The sequence below is a fragment of the Tenacibaculum aestuariivivum genome (assembly GCF_964507685.1).
GTDB classification, from domain to species: Bacteria; Bacteroidota; Bacteroidia; order Flavobacteriales; family Flavobacteriaceae; genus Polaribacter; species Polaribacter aestuariivivum.
This window is the reverse complement of sequence record NZ_OZ208414.1, coordinates 1,873,297-1,897,052: the sequence shown is the minus strand read 5'-3', so window position 1 is coordinate 1,897,052 and position 23,756 is coordinate 1,873,297. Positions and strand designations below refer to the sequence as shown.

General features: G+C 30.1%; 24 protein-coding genes and 1 tRNA gene. 16 read left to right on the top strand and 9 right to left on the bottom strand.

Annotated features, from left to right (window positions below):
- Positions 1 to 17: 17 nt before the first annotated feature.
- The 3 genes from ACN5J4_RS08390 to ACN5J4_RS08380 are packed head-to-tail and all read right to left on the bottom strand — an operon-like array spanning position 18 to position 3,137.
- Positions 18 to 1,187, bottom strand: coding sequence for an efflux RND transporter periplasmic adaptor subunit (locus ACN5J4_RS08390; RefSeq protein ID WP_418649557.1), 1,170 nt, complete (start codon positions 1,185 to 1,187; stop codon positions 18 to 20).
- A gap of 7 nt (positions 1,188 to 1,194) precedes the next feature.
- Complete coding sequence (locus ACN5J4_RS08385; RefSeq protein ID WP_418649556.1) at positions 1,195 to 2,523, bottom strand: TolC family protein; 1,329 nt, start codon at positions 2,521 to 2,523, stop codon at positions 1,195 to 1,197.
- A gap of 5 nt (positions 2,524 to 2,528) precedes the next feature.
- Positions 2,529 to 3,137, bottom strand: coding sequence for a TetR/AcrR family transcriptional regulator (locus ACN5J4_RS08380; RefSeq protein WP_418649555.1), 609 nt, complete (start codon positions 3,135 to 3,137; stop codon positions 2,529 to 2,531).
- A gap of 126 nt (positions 3,138 to 3,263) precedes the next feature.
- Here ACN5J4_RS08380 and ACN5J4_RS08375 point away from each other — a divergent pair, with 126 nt between their 5' ends.
- The 8 genes from ACN5J4_RS08375 to eda all read left to right on the top strand — a co-directional run bounded on the left by ACN5J4_RS08375 (position 3,264) and on the right by eda (position 11,739).
- Positions 3,264 to 4,235: a polyprenyl synthetase family protein gene (locus ACN5J4_RS08375; RefSeq protein WP_418649554.1), complete on the top strand. Its 972-nt coding sequence runs from the start codon at positions 3,264 to 3,266 to the stop codon at positions 4,233 to 4,235.
- Positions 4,236 to 4,286: 51 nt separating this feature from the next.
- Positions 4,287 to 4,360, top strand: a tRNA-Ile gene (locus ACN5J4_RS08370).
- Between the two features lie 193 nt (positions 4,361 to 4,553).
- On the top strand, positions 4,554 to 5,552 hold the full coding sequence (locus tag ACN5J4_RS08365; RefSeq protein ID WP_418649553.1) for a GntR family transcriptional regulator: 999 nt from the start codon (positions 4,554 to 4,556) through the stop codon (positions 5,550 to 5,552).
- Between the two features lie 68 nt (positions 5,553 to 5,620).
- Positions 5,621 to 7,204: a solute:sodium symporter family transporter gene (locus tag ACN5J4_RS08360; protein WP_418649552.1), complete on the top strand. Its 1,584-nt coding sequence runs from the start codon at positions 5,621 to 5,623 to the stop codon at positions 7,202 to 7,204.
- Positions 7,205 to 7,207: 3 nt separating this feature from the next.
- Complete coding sequence (zwf, locus tag ACN5J4_RS08355) at positions 7,208 to 8,671, top strand: glucose-6-phosphate dehydrogenase (protein WP_418649551.1); 1,464 nt, start codon at positions 7,208 to 7,210, stop codon at positions 8,669 to 8,671.
- A 3-nt stretch (positions 8,672 to 8,674) separates the two neighbouring features.
- Positions 8,675 to 9,349 (top strand): 6-phosphogluconolactonase, encoded by a 675-nt coding sequence (gene pgl, locus ACN5J4_RS08350; RefSeq protein ID WP_418649550.1) that lies wholly within the window; start codon positions 8,675 to 8,677, stop codon positions 9,347 to 9,349.
- A gap of 11 nt (positions 9,350 to 9,360) precedes the next feature.
- Entirely contained in the window at positions 9,361 to 11,163 is a 1,803-nt protein-coding gene (gene edd, locus ACN5J4_RS08345) for a phosphogluconate dehydratase (protein WP_418649549.1), read from the top strand.
- 12 nt (positions 11,164 to 11,175) lie between these two features.
- The gene (gene eda / locus ACN5J4_RS08340; protein ID WP_418649548.1) at positions 11,176 to 11,739 is read left to right on the top strand and encodes a bifunctional 4-hydroxy-2-oxoglutarate aldolase/2-dehydro-3-deoxy-phosphogluconate aldolase; all 564 of its coding nucleotides are present in this window, start codon (positions 11,176 to 11,178) and stop codon (positions 11,737 to 11,739) included.
- A 110-nt stretch (positions 11,740 to 11,849) separates the two neighbouring features.
- Here eda and dgoD read toward each other — a convergent pair whose 3' ends face one another.
- The 6 genes from dgoD to ACN5J4_RS08310 all read right to left on the bottom strand — a co-directional run bounded on the left by dgoD (position 11,850) and on the right by ACN5J4_RS08310 (position 16,911).
- Positions 11,850 to 13,004, bottom strand: coding sequence for a galactonate dehydratase (dgoD, locus tag ACN5J4_RS08335; RefSeq protein ID WP_418649547.1), 1,155 nt, complete (start codon positions 13,002 to 13,004; stop codon positions 11,850 to 11,852).
- Positions 12,985 to 13,623 carry a 2-dehydro-3-deoxy-6-phosphogalactonate aldolase gene (locus ACN5J4_RS08330; protein ID WP_418649546.1) on the bottom strand — a complete coding sequence of 213 codons (639 nt, stop codon included), beginning with the start codon at positions 13,621 to 13,623 and terminating at the stop codon, positions 12,985 to 12,987. Before ACN5J4_RS08330 ends, dgoD begins: the two co-directional genes overlap by 20 nt.
- On the bottom strand, positions 13,607 to 14,524 hold the full coding sequence (locus ACN5J4_RS08325) for a 2-dehydro-3-deoxygalactonokinase (protein WP_418649545.1): 918 nt from the start codon (positions 14,522 to 14,524) through the stop codon (positions 13,607 to 13,609). The genes ACN5J4_RS08330 and ACN5J4_RS08325 overlap by 17 nt, the downstream gene beginning before the upstream one ends.
- On the bottom strand, positions 14,524 to 15,387 hold the full coding sequence (locus tag ACN5J4_RS08320) for an SMP-30/gluconolactonase/LRE family protein (protein WP_418649544.1): 864 nt from the start codon (positions 15,385 to 15,387) through the stop codon (positions 14,524 to 14,526). The genes ACN5J4_RS08325 and ACN5J4_RS08320 overlap by 1 nt, the downstream gene beginning before the upstream one ends.
- 16 nt (positions 15,388 to 15,403) lie before the next feature.
- Positions 15,404 to 16,183 carry an SDR family oxidoreductase gene (locus ACN5J4_RS08315; protein ID WP_418649543.1) on the bottom strand — a complete coding sequence of 260 codons (780 nt, stop codon included), beginning with the start codon at positions 16,181 to 16,183 and terminating at the stop codon, positions 15,404 to 15,406.
- Between the two features lie 140 nt (positions 16,184 to 16,323).
- Positions 16,324 to 16,911 carry a riboflavin synthase gene (locus ACN5J4_RS08310; RefSeq protein ID WP_418649542.1) on the bottom strand — a complete coding sequence of 196 codons (588 nt, stop codon included), beginning with the start codon at positions 16,909 to 16,911 and terminating at the stop codon, positions 16,324 to 16,326.
- 61 nt (positions 16,912 to 16,972) lie between these two features.
- Between ACN5J4_RS08310 and pdxA the strand changes: the two genes are divergently transcribed.
- From pdxA to ACN5J4_RS08270, 8 genes are all read left to right on the top strand, one after another.
- A complete protein-coding gene (gene pdxA, locus ACN5J4_RS08305) occupies positions 16,973 to 18,007 on the top strand; it encodes a 4-hydroxythreonine-4-phosphate dehydrogenase PdxA (protein ID WP_418649541.1) in 1,035 nt (344 codons plus the stop codon).
- Positions 18,008 to 18,079: 72 nt separating this feature from the next.
- Complete coding sequence (locus ACN5J4_RS08300; RefSeq protein ID WP_418649540.1) at positions 18,080 to 18,616, top strand: YceD family protein; 537 nt, start codon at positions 18,080 to 18,082, stop codon at positions 18,614 to 18,616.
- A gap of 8 nt (positions 18,617 to 18,624) precedes the next feature.
- A complete protein-coding gene (gene rpmF, locus ACN5J4_RS08295; protein ID WP_271231309.1) occupies positions 18,625 to 18,819 on the top strand; it encodes a 50S ribosomal protein L32 in 195 nt (64 codons plus the stop codon).
- A 151-nt stretch (positions 18,820 to 18,970) separates the two neighbouring features.
- Positions 18,971 to 19,969 (top strand): beta-ketoacyl-ACP synthase III, encoded by a 999-nt coding sequence (locus ACN5J4_RS08290; protein WP_418649539.1) that lies wholly within the window; start codon positions 18,971 to 18,973, stop codon positions 19,967 to 19,969.
- 26 nt (positions 19,970 to 19,995) lie between these two features.
- Positions 19,996 to 20,475, top strand: coding sequence for an acetyl-CoA carboxylase biotin carboxyl carrier protein (gene accB / locus ACN5J4_RS08285; protein WP_418649538.1), 480 nt, complete (start codon positions 19,996 to 19,998; stop codon positions 20,473 to 20,475).
- Positions 20,476 to 20,540: 65 nt separating this feature from the next.
- Entirely contained in the window at positions 20,541 to 21,884 is a 1,344-nt protein-coding gene (gene accC, locus ACN5J4_RS08280) for an acetyl-CoA carboxylase biotin carboxylase subunit (RefSeq protein ID WP_418649537.1), read from the top strand.
- 64 nt (positions 21,885 to 21,948) lie between these two features.
- A complete protein-coding gene (locus ACN5J4_RS08275; protein WP_418649536.1) occupies positions 21,949 to 23,187 on the top strand; it encodes a 3-deoxy-D-manno-octulosonic acid transferase in 1,239 nt (412 codons plus the stop codon).
- Positions 23,187 to 23,750: a YeeE/YedE family protein gene (locus ACN5J4_RS08270; protein ID WP_418649535.1), complete on the top strand. Its 564-nt coding sequence runs from the start codon at positions 23,187 to 23,189 to the stop codon at positions 23,748 to 23,750. Before ACN5J4_RS08275 ends, ACN5J4_RS08270 begins: the two co-directional genes overlap by 1 nt.
- The last annotated feature ends 6 nt before the right edge of the window (positions 23,751 to 23,756 follow it).

Genomic DNA, 23,756 nt, shown 5'->3' with positions numbered 1-23,756 from the left:
ATAATTTTATTGGTGAATTAGTTTAAAACCTGTACTTGCTGACCATTTTGAACACTACGAGCACCTTCAACAACAATTTTATCACCATCTTTAACACCATTTAAAACCTCAACAACATCTCCTTGAGTTTTTCCAGTAGTAATAATTACTTGTTTTGCTGTACCAATTTTATCTTTTAAGTCAACAACTATATAGACATATTGTTGTCCTTTTGCATTTTCTGAAATAATACTTTGTGGAATTAATAATGCTTCATTATTCGTATAATCGTTAATTTTTAACTTTGCCGTTAAATTTGGTTTTATACTTTTATCTTGGTTATCAACTGCTAATTCAACATTAAAAGTACGATTTGCTGGATTAATAAAATTACCAACCTGACGCACTGTTGAGTTCATTTTTTTACCTAACACAGGAAATTCTACCTCAACCTTTTTACCTTTTTCAATAGCTACAATATAGCTTTCAGGAACTGCCGTTTCAATATACATTTTAGAAAGGTTTACAATTCTAAAAATTTCAGCTCCTACTCCTGGTGCCACAACCACACCTTGTTCTTTTATTACATCATCTATAATTCCAGAAAAAGGAGCTTTTATTACTGATTTTGCTACTTGTTTTCTTAATTGAGAAACTGCATTTTTTTGAGCTTCATAAGCAGTTTTTGCTTGTAAAAATTGTATTTCTGATCCTATTTTCTGATTCCATAATCTTTTCTGACGCTCATAAGTGGTTGCAGCTAATGCTGTTTGAACTTCTATTTGTGCTAATTGATTAGACAAACCTCCATCATCTATTTTAGCTAATGATTGTCCTTTTTTTACAAACTGACCTTCTTTTACATAAATTTTAACCAACTGCCCAGCTATTTCAGGATATATTAAAACATTTTGCTTTGTTTTTACATCTCCTTGTAATTCTAAATAATGGTTAAATACTGTTTTATTTGCAGATACAACAGTTATCAACGGAACTTTTTTAGTAGCATCTAAAGTTGCAATTTTAGCATTTAAAGCTTTAATACTTTCTGATAATATTTGTATTTGTGTGTTTAACTCCGTTTTTTTAGCACGTATTTTAACTAAATCATTAGAAGCTATTACTTTTTCTACAGATTGCTTTTTGTTTTCTCCGCAGGAAACTAAAATTAGCATTATTGCTAATAATGAATATATTTTTTTGATCATCCTTTTTTTATTTTAATGGTATGTTTAATGCGTTTTCTAATTTTGCTTTTTTAGCAATTACATTCAACATATATTGTACGTAACTATTTTGTTGTGTATATAATTGGTTTTGTGCTTGTAATAAATCAAAACTTGAAGAAATTCCTTCAAAAAATTTAATCTGTTGTTTTTTTTCTATTCGCTCTGCAAGTGCTAAGTTTTTCTTTGCTGTTTCGTAGTTTTCAATTGCTAATTGATATTCACTCCGAGCTGTTTCTACCTGTAAATTTAATTTTTGTTTTGCTTCTTCTAATCTAATATCAGCATTTTCTAAAGCTATTTTTGCTTGTTGTACTTTTGAGTTTCTTCCAAAAGAACTAAAAATAGGTACATTTAAACTAACTCCTAATAAAGAAGAGTTTAACCAACGCTGTTCATTATCAAAAAAAGTAAATGAATCAGCAAAACCTGTTACACCATAGTTTACAAATGCTGATAAGCTTGGTAAATACTTACTTTGTTCTAATTTCATTAACAAACGCTTACTTTCTCTATTGTTTTGAGCAATTTTAAAATCTACATGATGATCAATTTTAAATTGAGTTGCTAACAGACTTAAATCGGTATTATTAACAACTAAATTATCTAACGTTGATGTTAAATTTAATTTAACATCAATTGAATTTCCTAATGAAATATTTAACATTTGATATGCTATTTCTTTTAAACGCAAAGCATTTCGTAAATTACTTTCAACATTACCTAAGGTAATTTGTAACTGCTGTACATTTTCTAACTCTGTTAAACCATTATCATATATTTTTTGTGTTTCAAATAAATTTTTTTCTAGTATTTTGTGATTATTCTTTAAAATAGCTATCGTTTTTTCAGTAACTAATACATTTCCATAGGCATTTATAATAGCTTCACGTGTAGCTAGAACTGTTTTTTCTTTTGCTTGTTCTGATATTTTTAAATATGTTTTTGCTGACTGTAACCCCACCAAGTAAGAACCATCAAATATTAATTGAGATAGTGTTATGGATGCTTTTGCTGTTTGCTTTTTAGTAAAAATAAGCTCTTCATCAATTCCGTCATCATTGAAATCAACCAGTTGCACTTGTTGTTTTAACCAATTCTGATAATCTACCACGCCATTAATTTGTGGTAATCCTATAGTTGTTGTTTCCCATTTTTTATGCTTAGCTGCTTCAACATTATTTAAAGCAATTTTATTTTCATAATTATTTTCTATAGCATAATCAATAGCTTCTTGCATTGATAAATTAAGTTCTTCTTGAGCATATAAAAAGCCCGTACAAAAGAATATAAATACACTGTATATGTATTTTTTCATTGTTACTAATTTTGGTTTATAATTTTTAATTGTTTTTCTAATTCATCTATACCTTTAGAAGTTCCGATAGCTCGTATATGATATTCTAAAATTTGATACTCAACTTTTATTAATTCTTTTACCTCATTACTATACATTTCGCTTTCATAAATACCAAAAATTAATGTAAAGTAGAAATTTACAACTAAGTCTATTTTCAAGTCTTCTCGATAAAATCCTTCATTAATACCCTTGGTTAAATTATCAATATTACAATCTCTAAACATACATACCTCACGCTCCATTAACTTAATATACGTTTCTGGATAATATTTTTTTAACTGATACATTGGTGACGTTTGTGCATTTTTAAACATCTCTTTAAAAATTGCCTTTACTGCAAACTCCTCTTCAATAGCATTATAGCCTTGAGCTTTAATTTTTATAATAGCCTCACTTATAGTATTGTGAACTGCTTTAGTACTCGCATCAACTAACACTGATTTTTTTGAAAAATATTTGTACAATGTTTTTTTTGAGATGCCTAACTCTTTTGCTATATCATCCATTGTAATACTTTTAAACCCAAAGTTTAAAAACATTTCTCCTGCTTTATTTAATATTTTATCTCTCATAATCTTTTGCAAATGTACGAGCGGAAACTTTAAAAACAATAAAAGTTTCTTTAGTTTTAATGTTTTTTTAACATTCCCTAACAATTACAATTTTTGTTTGTCTTATTTTTACAAAAAATTTAAGATTTGGACATACTAAAATATCAATCAGACTTTTTATCCTACCTAGATTCTAAAAAAATTGTAAGAGAGCCTAAAAACCTTTACCAACCTATAGATTACATTCTTCAAATAGGGGGAAAAAGAATTAGACCTATACTAACACTTATTGCTGCTGATATTTTTTCTGGCGATTATAAAAAAGCAATGCCAGCTGCTTTAGCTGTCGAGGTATTCCATAATTTCACATTAGTACATGACGACATTATGGACGATGCACCTCTAAGGAGAGGTAACCAAACAGTTCATGAAAAGTGGAATATTAATACAGGGATACTTTCTGGTGATGCTATGCTAATTTTAGCATACCAATATTTTGAAAATTACGAACCTATTGTTTTTCAAAAATTAGCAAAATTATTTAGTAAAACAGCACTTGAAGTTTGTGATGGACAACAATTAGATGTTGATTTTGAAACAAGAAATGATGTTACTATTGATGAGTATATTCAAATGATTACCTTAAAAACATCTGTTTTAGTTGCCGCGGCATTAAAAATGGGCGCTATTGTAGCCAATGCTAGTGAAGAACAAGCACAATACTTATACAACTACGGATTAAATTTAGGAATTGCTTTTCAACTACAAGATGATTATTTAGACACCTACGGAAACCCTGAAACTTTCGGAAAACAAATTGGTGGCGACATTATCGAAAACAAAAAAACATACCTATATTTAAAGGCATTTGAAATAGCAAATACGGCTGACAAAGAAAAACTGAGTGCTTTATATAATAAAAATCAAAAAAATATATCAGAAAAAATAAGTACAGTTTCAAGTATTTTTACAAAAAATAATATACCTTATTTTACACACGAACTTATTGAATACTATACTAATAAGGCTTTTGAAAGCTTAGCATTTTTAAACATTAACGAGGCTGGTAAAAAAGGACTGCGTTTGTTCGGTGAAAATTTAATGAGCAGAAAAGTTTAAAAAAACTTTTTTATTTAAAAAAAATGTGTATTTTTGCACCCGTAATTAAACGGTCTTATAGCTCAGTTGGTTAGAGCACCTGACTCATAATCAGGTGGTCCCAGGTTCGAGTCCTGGTGGGACCACTTTAATTCTAAAGCCTTACAGAAATGTAAGGCTTTTTTTATGCTTATATTTTAACCATCTCTTTAACTTCTTACCTACAAATTTTCTTTATTAAAAAAATAAAAACTCATCACTTCCTTTAACTTAACAATCAAACACATACTAGTAGGTACCAGTTGGTTTATTAATAGTTAATTATATAACTTAGCATTTATGAGTTTTATGATTGTTGAAGAAAATAATGGAATACCAAAATACAAACAGATAGTGAAATCTATCGAAGACGGTATTTTAAATGGTCATTATAAAAGAGGTGATAAGTTACCTTCTATTAATAGAGTTAAATTAAGGTTTTCTATTTCTAGAGATACCGTATTATTAGCCTATGGCTTACTAAAATCTAGAGGAATTATAAAGTCAGTTCCAGGAAAAGGTTATTATGTAAAAAGCAAAAATATAAGTGCTTCTAAAAAAATATTTCTATTATTTGATGAGCTAAATGCTTTTAAGGAAGATTTATATAATTCTTTTTTGTCAAATTTAGAAGAAGGTGATAAGGTTGATATCTTTTTTCACCATTTTAATCAAAATATTTTCAGCAAACTAATACATGATAATATTGGTATTTATAATACCTATATTATTATGCCTGCTAACTTAAAAAAAACTCATTTAACAATAGATTTACTACCTAAAAATAATGTATATATTTTAGATCAAGTAGGTAAAGAACATGCCAAATACGCTGCAATTTATCAAAATTTCGAAAAAGATATTTTAGAATCTCTAGAATCTGGATTAAAACATTTAAAACCTTATAATAAGTTAATATTTCTCTTCATAAATAATAAACAGCCTAGTGGAATGTTAAAAGGTTTTAAGCAGTTTTGTGAAAAACATCAATTTGATAATGAAGTAATTGAAAGTTTTGATGACAGAAAAATTTCAAAAGGTGAAGTATATTTAATTCCTGATGACAGAAATCTTATTCGCATTATTAAAATGATAAAAACAGCTAATTTAGAACTAGCCAAAGATATCGGAATTATATCCTACAATGATACCTTATTAAAAGAAGTTGTTGAAGGAGGAATAACAACAATATCTACAGATTTTAACGCAATGGGAAAACGTTTAGCGCAAATGGTTACACAGAAAGAAAATATACGAATAGAAAATCCAAATAATTTAATTTTAAGAAACTCTATTTAATAAAATTAGTTAAAATAATCTACTAAAATCACAAACTAACTCTACAATACATTTTAATATTAAACAATATGCAAATAATTACATTTTTAGCATTCACCGTTTTAGTAGCGGTTATATCCTATTATAAATCTAGAAAAACAAATGAAAAAACAAATGACGATTATTTTCTAGGAGGAAGAAGCTTAACCGGTGTTGTAATAGCAGGGTCATTATTGCTTACAAACCTTTCTACAGAGCAAATAATAGGATTAAATGGAGCTGCTTTTAAAGATGGTATTTTAGTAATGGCATGGGAAACTCTTGCAGCTATAGCAATGGTACTTACAGCCGTATTTTTACTACCTAAATATTTAAAAGGAGGAATAACAACAATTCCTCAGTTTTTAGAAAAACGATACGACAAAACAACTAAAACAATAACATCTATTTTATTTTTAAGTGGTTATGCAATTGTATTACTACCCATAGTACTGTATTCTGGCGCATTAGCAATTAACAGCATGTTTGATGTTCCTGAGTTACTCGGAGTTTCTAAAAATGTAGCTTTATGGATAACAGTTTGGATTATAGGGATAATAGGTGGTATTTATGCTATTTTTGGAGGATTAAAAGCAGTAGCTATTTCTGATACAATAAATGCCGTTGGACTGTTAATAGGCGGAATGTTAATACCAATTTTTGGTTTAATGGCCGTGGGTGATGGAAATGTTTTTGAAGGAATTACTGTTTTAATGACTGAACATCCTGAAAAATTTAAATCGCTCGGAGGACCAAAATCTTCCATTCCTGTAGAAACAATTTTTACTGGTATGATGTTAGTTCAACTTTTTTACTGGGGAACCAATCAAGCTATAATACAACGTGCATTAGGTGCTAAAAACTTAAAAGAAGGCCAAAAAGGTTTACTCTTAGCTTCTTTTATTAAAATACTAGGCCCTATAATTGTTGTGCTACCTGGTATTATAGCCTACCATATGTTTGGTGACCAAATAGTAAACCCTGATGAAGCTTACCCTATGTTAGTTTCTAAGGTACTACCAAAAGTGTGGCTTGGTTTTTTTGCAGCAGTATTATTTGGTGCTATTTTAAGTTCTTTTAACTCTGCATTAAACAGTTCTGTTACCTTATTTAGTATTGATATTTATCAATCATATTTTAAAAAAGGAACTAATGAAACCAACGTTATAAAAGTTGGAAAAACATTTGGTATTGGACTTGCTTTAATAGCCATGTGTATTGCTCCTCTATTAATTTATGCTTCAAATGGGTTATTTGGTTACTTACAAGAAGCGAATGGAATTTATAGTATTCCAATACTTACAATTATTGTAGTAGGTTTTTCAACAAAATATGTACCAGCAATTGCGGCTAAAATCGGAATTATTTCAGGATCTATTTTATATATTATAAGTCAATTTATAATTAAACCGTATATAGGTGCGGAAAATTACCCTCACTTTTTACATGTTATGGCAATACTTTTTGTTTTAAATGTATTAATAATGCTTTTAGTAGGTAAATTAAAACCTCGTAAAGAAGCCTATATTCAGGTATATACTAAACAAGTTTCTATTACACCTTGGAAATTAACAAACTCTTTAGGAATAATTATCTGCATTTTAGTATTATCTATTTACATTTACTTTATTTAATAAATGAGCAAAAAAAAAAATATGTTAAAAGCATTTAATTTTGTGATTTTTGGTGGTGATGGAGATTTAGCAATGCGTAAAATTTATCCTGCTCTATTTTGCCGTTTTGTAGAACAACAAATTGGAGGCGACTTTAGTATTATTGTTATTCTAAGAGATGAAATTCCGATAGAATTACTACTAAATAAAATAAAAGAAAAAATTATAATTGCTGATCAGAAAATTAGTTTTGACAAAAAAACAGTAACTGATTTTATTGCTAAAATTAGCGTTATCCTTATAAAAAAGCACACAGTTAAAGATTATGAACCGTTAGCTAATATTTTACAGAAAAGCTCAAAAAAACAAGATGTTTTTTATTTCTCAACCCCCTCTTCTGTGTTTGTAGAAATTTGTGATACATTAAGAAAAGCTACTATAGTAAAACCAAGTAGTAAGGTAGTTTTAGAGAAGCCTTTGGGCAATAGCTTAGCAACCTTTGAAGAAATTAATACGCAAATAACTAAAACATTTACCGAACATCAGATATACAGAATTGATCATTACCTAGGTAAAGAAACAGTACAAAACCTCATGGTATTGAGATTTTCTAACCTGTTATTTGAACAATCTTGGAGTAGTGAACATATTGACAACATTCAAATTACTGTTTCAGAAAACTTAGGTGTTGGTACTAGAGGTGCTTACTACGATAAAAGTGGTGCTTTGTTAGACATGGTACAAAATCACTTATTACAACTTTTATGCTTAGTAGCCATGGAACCGCCTGTATCTGTTGAAGCTGATAAAATGCGAAACGAAAAATTAAAAGTATTACAATCATTACGTATGTTAACACCTAAAACAGTTCTAAAAAATACTGTTAGGGGGCAATATATAAAAGGTAAAGTTAACAACGTAAAAGTAAATTCTTATTTAGAAGATATTAATAAATACAACTCTAATACAGAAACATTTGTTGCATTAAAAACTTATGTAGATAATTGGCGCTGGAAAGGAGTTCCTTTTTATTTACAAACAGGAAAAAGATTAGAACAGCATTATTCTGAAATTGTTATCAACTTTAAACCTGTTAAACATAATATTTTTAATTCTAAAACTAAAGTTCCTAATAACAAACTTATTATTCGTTTACAACCTGAAGAGAGAATATCAATAGTTCAAATGACAAAAATTCCAGGCCCTGGAGGCTATCGATATAAACCTACTTCTTTAAAACTAGATTATTTAGATTCTTTTACAGAAAGGCTTCCTGAAGCTTATGAACGTCTTTTAATAGATGTATTAAGAGGTAATCAAACCCTGTTTATGAGAGAAGATGAATTAAGAGCCGCATGGACTTGGATTGAATCGATTACGAAAAGTTGGAACAAAATAAAACAGTCTATAGTACTTTATGAAGCAGGAACAAATGGACCTAGAGATTCAGTTATGGCTGATGGAGATACTTGGGAAATACATAGCTAAATTATGAAAGAATTTTATTTTGATAAAACCGAAGTGCTTGAAAATGAATTGGCTATTAAAATAGCAAATGCCCTGAAAGATGCTATTATCCTAAATAATGCAGCTTACTTACTAGTCTCTGGAGGTGGTACACCTAAAAACATGTACAGTAAATTAGCACAATTAGACATCCCTTGGAAAAAAGTGCATATTGGTTTAGTTGATGAACGATTTGTAGAGACAGATTCAAGCGACAGTAATGAAAAAATGATTAAAGAACATCTTTTAATTGCTAAAGCATCCGTGGCTAATTTTCATGGAATGATAGCAAATATTACTGATGAAAAAGATAACATCACTTTAATTAATCAAAAATATAACGAAGTTTTTAAAGATATTACTGTTACTCTGTTAGGTATGGGAGGAGATGGACATACCGCTTCTTTATTTCCCTCTGACCCAGCATCAGAAAAAAGTTTACAAGAAAAAATAGTAGGAGTACTTAGTACCAAAGCACCAAAAGCACCTGTACAACGAATAACGTGTAGTAAACAAATGTTATTAAATGCAAATAAAGTATTCTTGATGACAACAGGTAAAGATAAATATGAGGTATTAAATAATAACAATAAACAAACACTTCCGATATTTAACTTTATTGATAATAAGGATGATATGGAGTGGTATTATAGTATTTAATTTCAAGAACAATGAATAAGATAATTTCAGAAGTTACCAATAGAATAATTGAAAGAAGTAAAAATTCTCGTCAACTGTATTTAACACAAATGCAAAAGGCTTTTTCTAAAGAAGTTTCAAGAAACACTTTAAGTTGCGGTAATTTAGCACATGGATTTGCTGCTTGTAGTACACATGTTAAAAATGAATTATCGGAATATATAACTCCTAATTTAGGAATTGTTACAGCATATAACGATATGTTATCTGCTCACAAACCCTATGAGAATTATCCTCAAATGATTAGAGAATATGCTGAAAAGCATATGGCAACAGCACAAGTTGCTGGAGCTGTGCCTGCAATGTGCGATGGGGTAACTCAAGGACAAGACGGCATGGAATTATCTTTGTTTAGTAGAGATATTATAGCATTATCTACTGCAATAGCACTTTCTCATAATATGTTTGACGGAGTTATTAATCTTGGTATTTGTGATAAAATAGTTCCTGGATTAATAATCGGTTCACTTAAATTTGGTCATTTACCTGCCATATTTATGCCTAGTGGTCCTATGGAAACAGGAATTAGTAATGATGAAAAAGCACAAATTCGTCAAAATTTTGCGGAAGGAAAAATCGATAGAGATGAATTATTAAAAGGAGAATCAGATTCTTATCACTCTCCAGGAACTTGTACTTTTTTTGGAACAGCCAATAGTAATCAAATGCTAATGGAAATTATGGGATTACAATTACCCGGGGCTAGTTTTGTAAATCCTGATACACAACTTAGAAAATTACTTGATGAAGAGGCTGTAAAAATCATCAGTAAAAACTGTAAAGAAAAAAATTTTAATAATACACTAGCTTCTATATATAGTGAAAAAACAGTAGTTAATGGTATTATTGGTTTGTTAGCCACAGGTGGTTCTACAAATCATACCATTCATTTAATAGCAATGGCAAAAGCTGCTGGTATCATAATTAACTGGCAAGATTTTTCTGATTTATCAGGAGTTATACCACTTTTAGCAAGAGTATATCCAAATGGTAGTGCTGATGTAAATCATTTTCATGCTGCAGGTGGTGTTGGTTTTATAGTAAATACTTTATTAAAAAACGGATTATTACATGAAGATATAAACACTATTTTAGGTAAGGGGTTATCTCATTATACCAAAGAACCTAGAATAAAAAATAATAAACTTATTTGGATTGAAGGATCTAAAACCCCCTTAAATAAAAATGTAATTAGAGATGTAGAAAACCCTTTTTCTAAAGATGGTGGTCTAAAAGTATTAAAAGGGAATATTGGCGAATCTGTAATAAAAACCTCAGCTGTTAAAGATGAATATTTAATTATAGAAGCGCCTGCTATAGTTTTTTTAACACAAGAAGCTTTAATGGATGCTTTTAAAAAAGGAGAACTCGATAAAAATTTTATTGCAGTACTTCCTTTTCAAGGACCTAAATCTAACGGAATGCCTGAATTACACAAACTAACTCCTTCGTTAAGTATTTTACAACGTAGAGGTTTTAAAGTTGCTTTAGTTACTGACGGACGTATGTCGGGTGCTTCAGGAAAAGTACCTGCGGCAATACATTTATCTCCTGAGGCTTTAGATGGTGGAGTTATTTCTAAAATAAAAACAGGTGATATTCTAAGCTTAAATGCTCTAACAGGACAACTTAATGTATTAAATGAAACGGTTGTATTAGCAAGAAAACCAGCTATAAAAACCATTGAAAACAATCAAGGTTCTGGAAGAGAATTATTCGTAAATATTAGAAACATAGTAAGTTCTAGTCAAGACGGCGCTAGTTTCTTATTCTAAAAAAAGAAAATTATGATTCAAAATAATATTAGAGAAGTTCTTAAAAATAATCCTGTAATACCAGTTGTTACTTTTAATAGTTTAGATGAAATACCACAAACTGTTGAAAAACTACTAAAAAAAGGAATAAAATGTATTGAAATAACACTTAGAACACCAATATCATTTGATGCTATTGCTAAAGTTAAAGAACAATACGGAACTCTTTTACAGGTTGGTGTAGGAACTGTTATTCATAAAAATCAAATACAAAAAGTAAAAGATTTAAAAGTTGATTTTATAGTAAGCCCTGGAATTTCTAAAGAAATGGCTAGTTCATTAGAAGAAAGTGGTATTCCTTTTATTCCTGGAGTAACTTCACCTAGTGAAATTATGTTAGGTTTATCATTAGGATGGGATACTTTTAAATTTTTTCCAGCCAATTTATTTGGAGGAACAGCTGCTTTAAAAACATATAATAATGTTTTTCCACAGGTGAAATTTTGCCCTACAGGAGGCGTAAATGAAAAAACTGTTGCTGATTATCAAAATTTATCAAACGTAATAAGCGTTGGTGGTTCTTGGATGATGAAGTAATTTTTTTTATAATATCATTAAAACACCTTGACAAAATTTTAAAAACCGCAAACAAATATCTTTTAGATAAATGTTAGCGGTTTTTTTATTTTTATGATGAAATAAGTTTTTTACCACTCAGCAAAAGAACCATCCTCATGTCTCCAAATAGGATTTTTCCAATCAACATCAAATTTCTTATCGGCTTCAATAACCGCTTCTTCATCTATAACAACCCCTAATCCTGGTTTTGGTAAAGGCTTGATGTATCCATCAATATATTCAAAATCTTCTTTATTCTTAACATAATCAATAAGTTCAGCAGTTCCTTTATTATAATGAATCCCCATTGATTGCTCTTGAATAATAGCATTTGGTGATACAAAATCAATTGCCAAACAAGCTGCTAAAGCAACAGGTCCTAACGGGCAATGAGGTGCTAAAGCAACATCATAAGCTTCAGCCATTGATGCTATTTTTAAACATTCTGTAATACCTCCTGCATGTGATAAATCTGGCTGAACAATACCTAATCCTCCTTGCTCAAAAATTCTTTTAAAATCATATCGACTAAACATTCTTTCACCTGCAGCAATAGGAATACTAGTTTTAGCTGCTAAACGTGCATAGTTTTCAGAATAATCATGCAAAACAGGTTCTTCAATAAATAAAGGGCGGTACGGCTCTAACTCTTTAATCAATACACTAGCCATTGGTGTACTTACTCTTCCGTGAAAATCCAATCCAAAATCAATGATATTTCCAAAAGCAGCACGAATAGTATCTATTCTTGAAATAACTTGATCAATTGCTCTATTGGAATCAATCATTTTTAATTTTCCTGTTCCATTTAATTTAAAGGTGTCAAAACCTTTTTCTTGATATAATTTGATATCAGCAACCTCATCAGAAGGATTATCTCCCCCTACCCAGTTGTATAATTTCATTTTATCACGACACAAACCACCTAGTAACTCATATACTGGTTGATTCATCACTTTACCTTTAATATCCCATAAAGCTTGGTCAATTCCTGAAATAGCAGACATTAAAATACCTCCACCTCTGTAAAATCCACCTCTATAAAGTACATTCCAAATATCATTTATTCTACTTGGATCTTTCCCTATTAAATAAGGGCTTAATTCTTTCACTGCTGCTTGAACAGTATCTACACGACCTTCTAAAACTGGTTCTCCCCAACCTGTAATACCTTCATCAGTATCAATGGCTAAAAACTGCCAGCGTGGCGCAACTTTATATAATCTAATTCCTGTTATTTTCATTTTTGTAATTTATATATGCGTTATAAAATTGTGTTGCTTTATCTTTAGTTACTTCAACTGATTGATTTGGTTTGTATAAATCACCACCTAATCCTGCACCGTGAAATCCTAACTTTAGATAATCGCTTAAATTTGCTGGATTGATTCCTCCAACGCAATAATATTGTTGATTTTTAGGAGCTATTGCCATTACTGCTTTACAATAATTAATTCCCATAGTACCTGCTGGAAAAATTTTCACAACAGTAGCACCTCCTTGGCTTGCTGCAATTACTTCTGTAGGCGATAATGCACCTACACAGCTAACCATATTATTAGCAACACTTTTAGCTAAAATATCAAGATTAACATTTGGGCTTACCATCAGTTTAGCATCTAACGAAATTAAGGTGTCAAGATGTGCTTCTGTAATAACAGTACCTGCACCAATAAAAGCAGTATTATCAAAATGTTTTTGTAAAATAGCAACACTTTTATCCCAATCTGGCGAATTTGTAGGAATTTCAATAAATCGGAAACCTACCTCAAATAATGCTTTCGCATGTTCAAGTACTTCTGTTGGTTTAATTCCTCTTAAAATGGCAATTAATGGTAATTCAATTTTATCTAGTGAAATCATGCGCTATGGTATTATATCCTTGAATAGTAACTTCTTGAACATCCAAGAAATTAACGTTGTTTAAATTAAATGACTGAAAAGCTAGTTTATATAACTCACTAAGATGTTTACTAGCAACTACGCCTATTTTTTGATCTGATGTAATTTGAGCTAATTGACTTTTTACTTCATTACCGATAAGCGTTCCTGAAAGATAGGCTGGTACTTCAGTTTTATCAATACCACCTAACAATAGTTTTGCTCTGGTAGAAAATAATGATGCTATAATAGCGTCTGAATCTTTTGCTGTTTGAAGTCCTTTTTGAAATCCCTTTAATGAGAATATTTTTTTATCCTCAACCATTCCTAAAAGAGAATTATGTAATAAAACTTCATATAATTCACCTGTCATTACTGTTGAAAATGAATCAATAATTGGTATTGAATCATTATTTACAACATGAACCCATTTACTATGCGTTCCTGGTAAAATTAAAAGGTCGTATGCTTCCTTTTTTAAAGCACCAATTAGCTGAATTTCTTCACCTCTCATTACACCGTAGGTATCATCTTCTTTATTCTTAATACAAAGCCCTGGATACATATAAACAGGATTATTGATAATATCCTGTTCTATATTAATAATATTTTTTGAGGTATTATTGATACTAAAAGGACAAGTAACATAAGCGGTATCAACCCAACCAGCAGCACCTCCAACCATACCACTTAGTAATATTGGCGTATTTTCAGAAGCTGAAAAAGTTTTAATAATTATTGATAAAATAGTAGTGTATTCTAATTTATCAACGATATTTTTCACTCCTTTTTCTGATGAATATGTATTTATTACCGTATTGTTTTCAATAAAGTATCCACGTAAATTTGTCGACCCCCAATCTATGGCTATATATGTATTCATTAAAGTTTAAATCTGTTTATAGTTCTTATTTTATAAGTAGTATCTGCAATACTAATTTTACCTTCATTTTCTGATGGATTTTCTAATCCTATTTTTGCAGAGGTAAAAAGTATTTTATTTCCATTTTCTGATGGATAAATAACACAGCTTGTAGGTTGTTTTACTGGCAATTCAAATTCAGCATGAATATTCATATTCTTAAAAACATCAAAAACAGTAGTTTTTGATAATCCCCAACGAGCATTTATTAAATAATTATCACCTGAAAAATAAGAACCATCCATACCTCCTGCTTCAATTTTAGGAGTACAACTTTTTTTATCATTCCAATGAAGTGCATTGGCTTTATCTATAAAAAACTGATTAGTAGCGGTATCTCCAAAAATAACCTCATCATTAAAAAAAGCTAATGTATTAGGAATACTAACGTTACTTTCTAATAATCTTAATTTGGTTTCTTTTGATAAAAAACGATACCAAGCTCCTTTATTGGGTGTTGCATCATAATCCATAGTTCCAAAAAACAAATCACCATTTGGAGAAATTTGTGCTTCATTTGGACGGGTATCTTTTTCAGGAAAATCAATCCATTTTTTAACAACTGTTTCTTTTAATAAATCAAAAGATAAAACTCCGTTTTCAGTAACTAAAAGCAAAATTCCTTTTTTAGTAGTTGGCAATGCCGCACTACATAAAAAAGGAAGTTTTATTTTATTGATTTTTAATGTTGCAATATCTAATGTATAAATACTATTTTCTAAAATATCTACCCAAATAACTTTTTGAAGATAATCACAATAAATAGGTGTTTCTCCTAAAGTATTTTGTGGCGAATGAGAAACCACACTAATATTATGTATCATTTTTTAGAAGTTTTAATTAATCATGATAAACTTTAGAACGTCCACCATCAATTAAAATATCAGTAGCATTTATAAAACGAGCTTCATCACTTGCTAAAAATAATGCTGTATGTGCAACTTCTTCTGGTGTACCAATTCTTTTACAAGGTAAAATATCTTCTTGTGCTTTTTTTTCAGCTTCAGGATTTGGTGATGCATTAAAACTATCTTCAATCGCAGGCGTTAAGATTAACCCTGGAGAAATTGAATTAAAACGAATATTTTGTGAAGCATATTGAATTGCTAAAGAATTTGTTAAACCGATAAGTCCGTGTTTAAAAACCGGATAAGGAAAACAATCTTTTATAATTTTATGCCCATGTACTGAAGCAATATTAACCACATTACCATATTGTTGTTTAATAAAAAAAGGCAATACTGTTTGTGAACAATTCCAACTTCCTTTTAAGTTTAAGTTGTAGCAAAGTTCCCATTGTTCACTAGAAATACTCATCGGATCTTCAAAAACATTTTTACCTGCATTGTTAATTAAAATATCAATACGATTAAACTGTTCAATTGTTTTTTTAACGACCGATTCAATATGAAGTTTATTTGTAATATCTACTTCGTAGGTTACTATTTTACCATTTTTTATTAACGATAATTCTTTTGCTGTTTTTTGTAACTCTTCAACATCTTTATCGGTTGCTATAACAGTAGCCCCCTCTTGCATAAATAATTTTGCAATTGCCTTTCCAATACCTCTTGCACTACCTGTAACAATGGCAATTTTATTGTCTAATCTATTTCCCATACTCTCTTTTCAAATGACTATTATTCAAATATAAATTATTTAGGTTTCCCAATTAAATAATCTACTTAAAAATAGCTGCTAATAGAAAACAAACCGGTACCTAACAGTTAACTTTTAAAACAATGTGTTGTATTTTTATTTTATTTTAACTGTGTTAAACGAGCAACATACTTACCTATAACATCAAACTCTAAATTTATTTTAGTTCCTATTTTAAAATTTTTAAAATTGGTGTGTGCTAATGTATATGGAATTACAGCAACACTAAATTCATCTTTCTTTGAATTTACAACCGTTAAACTTACACCATTTACAGTAATTGAACCTTTTTCAATAGTAATATTATCTCCTTCAAAATTATAAGAAAAAGTAAAAACCGTACTTCCTTCTTCATCTTTAATATTTTTACAAACACCTATTTTATCAACATGCCCTTGCACAATATGCCCATCTAAACGAGCCCCTAACTTCATAGCTCTTTCTAAATTAACCTCACTTCCTATTTCTAAATCACCAATATTAGTTTTAGCTAATGTTTCTTTTATTGCTGTAACAGTATACTCATTATTATCAATATTAACAACAGTTAAGCAAACTCCATTGTGTGCCACACTTTGATCTACCTTTAACTCATTAGTTATATTACTTAAAACGGTAATATGTAAATTTTCTTTATCTCTTACTACTGATTTCACAACACCAAGAGTTTCAATTATTCCTGTAAACATTCTCTAAATTTTAATTACTTTTGTTAACATCAAAAATACAACTTTACGTACAAAAATAACTATGGATAACACAAGCAAAATAATTGTTGGAATTTCAGTTGGAGATATAAATGGTATTGGTATTGAAATTATTTTAAAAACTTTTGAAGACAAACGTATGCTTGAGTTTTGTACTCCTGTTTTATTTGCATCTAATAGGTTGGTTTCTTATCATAAGAAAAACCTTAAACTTAATAATAATATTTATGTAATTAATTCAATTGACAAAATAGCCCATGATAAAATCAATCTAATGAATTCTTGGAAAGATGAAGTTAAAATTGAATTAGGTAAAATAACCAAAGCTGGAGGTAAATTTGCATACAAATCTCTTGAAGCAGCTACCGATGCTTTAAAGAACAATCATGTTGATATTTTACTTACGGCACCTATCAGTAAAGAAAATATTCAATCAGAAGAATTTAACTTTCCAGGGCACACCGAATATTTAGAAGAAAATTTAGAAGGGAAAAGTTTAATGATTTTAATGACTGAAAAATTAAGAGTTGGTTTAATTACAGGTCATATTCCTATTTCAAAAGTTGCAGAAAGCATCACTCCTGAATTAATTAAAGAGAAAGTGGAAATTATGCACACCTCATTAAAGCAAGATTTTGGCATCACCAAACCTAAAATAGCAATTTTAGGATTAAACCCTCATTGTGGAGATAACGGACTTATAGGTAAAGAAGACAACATGATTACACGTCCAACAATAGCCGAAATTAAAGAATCTGGGAAGTTAGTTTTTGGTCCTTATGCCGCTGATGGTTTCTTCGGATCTGAAACCTATAAGCAATTTGATGGTGTTTTAGCAATGTATCACGATCAAGGATTAGCACCTTTTAAAGCCTTATCGTTTGGAAATGGCGTAAATTTTACTGCGGGCTTAAACAAAGTTAGAACCTCTCCTGATCACGGAACTGGCTTCGATATTGCTGGTAAAAACAAAGCGAACCCATCATCATTCAAAGAAGCTTTATTTACCTCATTACAAATATTTAAGAACAGAAAAGAGTATTCAAAACTAACAGAAAACATCTTAAAAGTAAAATAGTATTTTTTTTTAAGTAAAATATAAAAATATAAACATTTTTTATATCTTTGCATGCTCAAATTGATCTTACAGATGAAAGACATAAAAGAATTCAATATACCTTTTGTAGGTTTAAAAGAAGGAAGTCATTTATTTACGTATCAAATTGACAAAAAGTTCTTTGAAGCATTTCAGTTTGATGAATTTAACGACTCAAATCTAACAGCGACTATTAATTTTGTAAAAAAAAGTACTCTTTTTGAACTTTGTTTTACAATAAAAGGTACAGTAAATGTGCCTTGTGATACAACTAATGAACCATTTGACTTAGAAATTGATGGTGTTTTGAACTTAGTAGTTAAATTTGGTCCTGAATACAATGATGAACATGATGAAATTTTAATACTTCCACATGAAGTATATCAAATAAATGTAGCTCAATATATATATGAGCTAATTGTTTTATCAGTTCCTAGCAGAAGAGTACATCCTGATGTATTAAATGGCACTATGAAATCAGACGCTTTACAAAGATTAAACGAATTAAGAATAAACGAAGAAAAAACTGTTGAGGAAAATTCAGCAGACCCAAGGTGGGATAAATTAAAGGATTTACTAACAGATAAATAAAACATAAAATGGCACATCCAAAGAGAAAAATATCGAAAACTAGAAGAGATAAAAGAAGAACTCATTATAAAGCTTCTGTACCTCAAATAGCTGTTGATCCTACAACTGGAGAAGCTCATTTATACCACAGAGCTCACTGGCACGAAGGAAAATTGTACTATAGAGGCCAAGTGGTATTAGAAAGCGCAGCTGTTGAGGCTTAAAAAGTAGTTTTTACAACACAAAAAAACCCTCCTTTTGAGGGTTTTTTTGTGCTTTTTCGTTAAAAAATTACATTTTAGATGTTTTATCTTAAAAAGAGTGGAATATTTTTCCTTACTTTTGAAAACTAGTTTTATAACAAAACAAACAACTATGACTAAAATAACTGCAGCGATTTCCGCAGTAGGAAAATTTGTTCCTAAGTACGCCTTAACAAACAAAGAACTTGAATCAATGGTAGACACCAATGATGAATGGATTACTAGTAGAACAGGGATTAAAGAACGAAGAATATTAAAAAAAGAAGAAGGAGTAGGTACTTCATATATGGCTATTAAAGCTGCTGAAGATTTAATTAAAAAATCTAATATCGACCCTAAAGAGATTGACATGGTAATTGTAGCTACTGCAACACCAGATATGTTAGTTGCCTCTACTGCTGCTTATACAGCTACTGAAATAGGTGCTGTAAATGCATTTTCATATGATTTACAAGCAGCTTGTTCTAGTTTTTTATTCGGAATGTCAACAGCAGCTAGATATATAGAAAGTGGTCGTTACAAAAAAGTATTATTAATTGGTGCTGATAAAATGTCATCAGTTATTGATTATACTGATAGAGCAACTTGTATTATTTTTGGCGATGGAGCCGGTGCTGCACTATTTGAACCAAATTTAGAAGGCTTAGGTTTACAAGATGAATATTTAAGAAGTGATGGTATTGGTAGAAATTTCTTAAAAATTCATGCAGGAGGTTCTATTACCCCAGCATCTGAAGAAACTATTAAAAACGGAGAGCATTTTATAACTCAAGAAGGTAGAACTGTATTTAAATATGCTGTTTCTAGCATGGCTGATGTTTCAGAAAAAATGCTAACAAGAAACAATCTCTCTAAAGATGATGTAGATTGGTTAGTACCGCACCAAGCAAATAACCGAATTATTGAAGCAACTGCAAATAGAGTTGGTTTAGATTCTGAAAAAGTTATGGTGAATATTCATAAATATGGAAATACCACCTCAGCAACACTACCATTACTACTTGCTGATTATGAAAAAGAATTGAAAAAAGGAAATAATTTAATTTTTGCTGCATTTGGTGGAGGCTTCACATGGGGGGCCATCTATTTAAAATGGGCATACAATTCATAAAAAACCAAACAACTAAAATTAGGAAAATGGATATTAAAGAAATTCAAAGTCTTATAAAATTTGTAGCAAAATCAGGCGCAAGTGAAGTAAAGTTAGAAATGGAAGATATTAAAATCACCATTAAAACTGGAAGCGAAACACCTGAAACTACAATTATTCAGGCAGCTCCAACTACTATGGGAGTAGCTCCTCAAATGACTGCACAAGCTCCTTTAGCTACTGCAATACCTTCAAATGACACCATAAGCGCAGAAGTAGACGCTAAATATATTACTGTTAAATCTCCTATTATAGGAACTTTTTATAGAAAACCAGCTCCTGACAAGCCTAATTTTGCTGAAGTAGGTTCTGAAATAAAAGTAGGTGACACTGTATGTGTTATTGAAGCAATGAAATTATTTAACGAAATTGAATCTGAAATTTCAGGTAAAATAGTTAAAGTATTAGTAGATGATTCTTCTCCTGTAGAATTTGATCAACCTTTATTTTTAGTAGATCCATCTTAATTAACATATAACTCCAAATAAAAGTATTCACTTTATTATTTGGAGTTTTAAAATTTTTACACCGTATGTTTAAAAAGATATTAATTGCCAATAGAGGTGAAATTGCACTACGTGTAATTAGAACCTGTAAAGAAATGGGCATCAAAACTGTAGCTGTTTATTCAAAAGCAGATGCAGAAAGTTTACACGTAAGATTTGCTGATGAAGCAGTTTGTATTGGCCCTGCTGCTAGTAGCGAATCTTATTTAAAAATGGATCGTATTATTGCTGCGGCTGAAATTACAAACGCAGATGCTATTCACCCCGGTTATGGTTTTTTATCAGAAAATGCTAAATTTTCTAAATTATGTGAAGAACATGACATAAAGTTTATAGGAGCTTCTCCTGATATGATTGACCGTATGGGAGATAAAGCTAACGCTAAATCTACCATGATTTCTGCAGGTGTACCATGTGTACCTGGTAGTGAGGGAGTTATAGAAAGTTTTGAAGATTGTGAGAAAACAGCAATTGAAACAGGATACCCAGTAATGCTTAAAGCATCAGCTGGTGGTGGTGGAAAAGGAATGCGTGCTGTTTGGAAAGCTGAAGATTTAAGAGACGCATGGGACTCTGCACGTCAAGAATCTAAGGCTGCATTTGGTAATGATGACATGTATATGGAAAAGCTTATTGAAGAGCCTCGCCATATTGAAATTCAAATTATTGGAGATTCTTACGGAAAAGCTTGTCATTTATCTGAAAGAGACTGTTCAGTACAACGTCGCCATCAAAAATTAACAGAAGAAACCCCTTCTCCATTTATGACGGATGAATTACGTAATAAAATGGGAGAAGCTGCTGTAAAAGCTGCTGAATTTATAAAATACGAAGGTGCCGGAACGGTTGAGTTTTTAGTAGATAAACACCGTAATTTCTACTTTATGGAAATGAATACTCGTATTCAAGTAGAGCACCCTATTACTGAAGAAGTTGTTAATTATGACTTAATTCGTGAACAAATTTTAGTAGCAGCAGGTGTACCTATTTCTGGTAAAAATTATTTCCCTCAAATGCATTCTATAGAATGTAGAATTAATGCAGAAGATCCTTATAACGGTTTTAGACCTTCTCCTGGTAAAATAACCTCATATCATGCTCCAGGAGGCCATGGAGTTCGTATAGATACCCACGTATATGCTGGTTATATGATTCCACCAAACTACGATTCAATGATTTCTAAATTAATTGTTACTGCACAAACTCGTGAAGAAGCAATTAACAAAATGAAACGCGCATTAGATGAATATGTTATTGAAGGTATAAAAACAACCATTCCTTTTCATAGACAATTAATGGATCATCCTGATTATATTGCTGGTAATTATACCACAAAATTTATGGAAGATTTTGAGATGAAGTCTGAATAAAATATCAAAATAAAAAAAATCAGTGATTAAACTCACTGATTTTTTTATTTCATAAATTTGCGTTATGAATTTTATTTATAACCTATTACTTTTTAAAGTATCAATACTACTTCGCTTTATCGCTTTATTCAATAAAAAAATAAAACTTTTTGTTGATGGACGAAAACAAACTTTCAATAAATTAAATAGCATTCAGAAAACCGATAAAGTTATTTGGTTTCATGCTGCTTCATTAGGCGAATTTGAACAAGCAAGACCAATTATTGAAGCATTAAAAGAACGCTATAAAAATCATAAAATAGTAGTTACTTTTTTTTCTCCTTCGGGATATGAAATCAGAAAAAATTATAATTTAGCCGATGTTGTTTGTTATTTACCTTTCGATACAAAATCGAATGTTAAAAAATTTATTGATAAAATACATCCAGAAATAGCCATTGTTATCAAATATGAGTTTTGGCCAAATCTTTTATCTGAATTAAAAAAACAGGGAATTGATACTATTTTAATTTCAGGGATTTTCAGAAAAAAACAATCATTTTTTAAGTGGCATGGCAGTTTTATGCGCAATAAACTAAATGCTTTTAATCATTTTTATCTTCAGAATAAAGAATCTAAAGAACTACTTTCAACTATTGGTTTTGAAAATACAACCATTGCTGGAGATACCCGATTTGATAGAGTTCATGATATTTTAAAACAAAATAATTCACTCGATTTTATAGCTGATTTTAAAAACAAAAATTACACCATAGTTGCAGGAAGTACTTGGAAAGAAGATGAAAAACTGTTAGTAAATTACATCAATAATTATGCTTCAGCCGATGAGAAATTTATAATAGCACCGCATAATATCAATCAAAAACAAATAAAAGAATTGCAAGAAAGTATCAACAAAAAAACAATTTTATATTCTGAAAAAGAAGGTAAAAACTTGTCGGAAAATAAAGTTTTTATTATTGATACTATCGGTTTATTAACCAAAATTTACTCCTATGCCGATGTTGCTTACGTAGGCGGAGGATTAGCAACGGGTTTACACAATATATTAGAACCTGCAACGTTTGGAGTACCAATAGTATTTGGAGCAAATAAATATAAAAAATTTCAAGAAGCTACTGATTTGTTAAAATTAGGTGGTGCTAAAACTGTTGTAAATAAACAAGAATTTACCACTATTTTTACTTCTTTTAAAAATAAAAAAGAATTCAGAACTAAATTAGGAAGCATCAACCAAAAATATATTTCTGAAAACATTGGTGCTACCAAAAAAATAATGGATTACATTAAAAAAATCTTATAATGGATACTATTTTACAACCTTGGCAATGGTATATATCAGGACCTTTAATAGCCTCAGTACTTTTCTTATTTTTTTACTTCGGAAAAAGCTTTGGAGTATCTAAAAATTTAGAAACGATGTGTACTATTGCTGGTGCGGGAAAAATTTCAGACTACTTTAAAAAAGATTGGAAAGAACGTGATTGGGCGCTTGTTTTTTTAGTCGGATTAATTATTGGCGGATTTATAGCAATTAATTATTTATCAGCAACAAAAACAATACAACTAAACCCTAAAACAATACAAGAATTAGCTGATTTAGGTTTTATGAATGCTGGAAACTCCTTTGTTCCTCACGAAATTTTTAGTATTGAAAATATGCTTACTATAAAAGGGTTTTCAATTTTATTAATTGCAGGAATTTTAATTGGTTTTGGAACTCGATACGCTGGCGGATGTACCTCAGGTCATGCAATTACAGGTTTAAGTAGTTTGCAATTGCCGTCTTTAATTGCCGTAATCGGTTTTTTTATTGGTGGTTTATTAATGACATGGATTTTTTTCCCTTTAATTTTTGGTCTTTAATTTTTG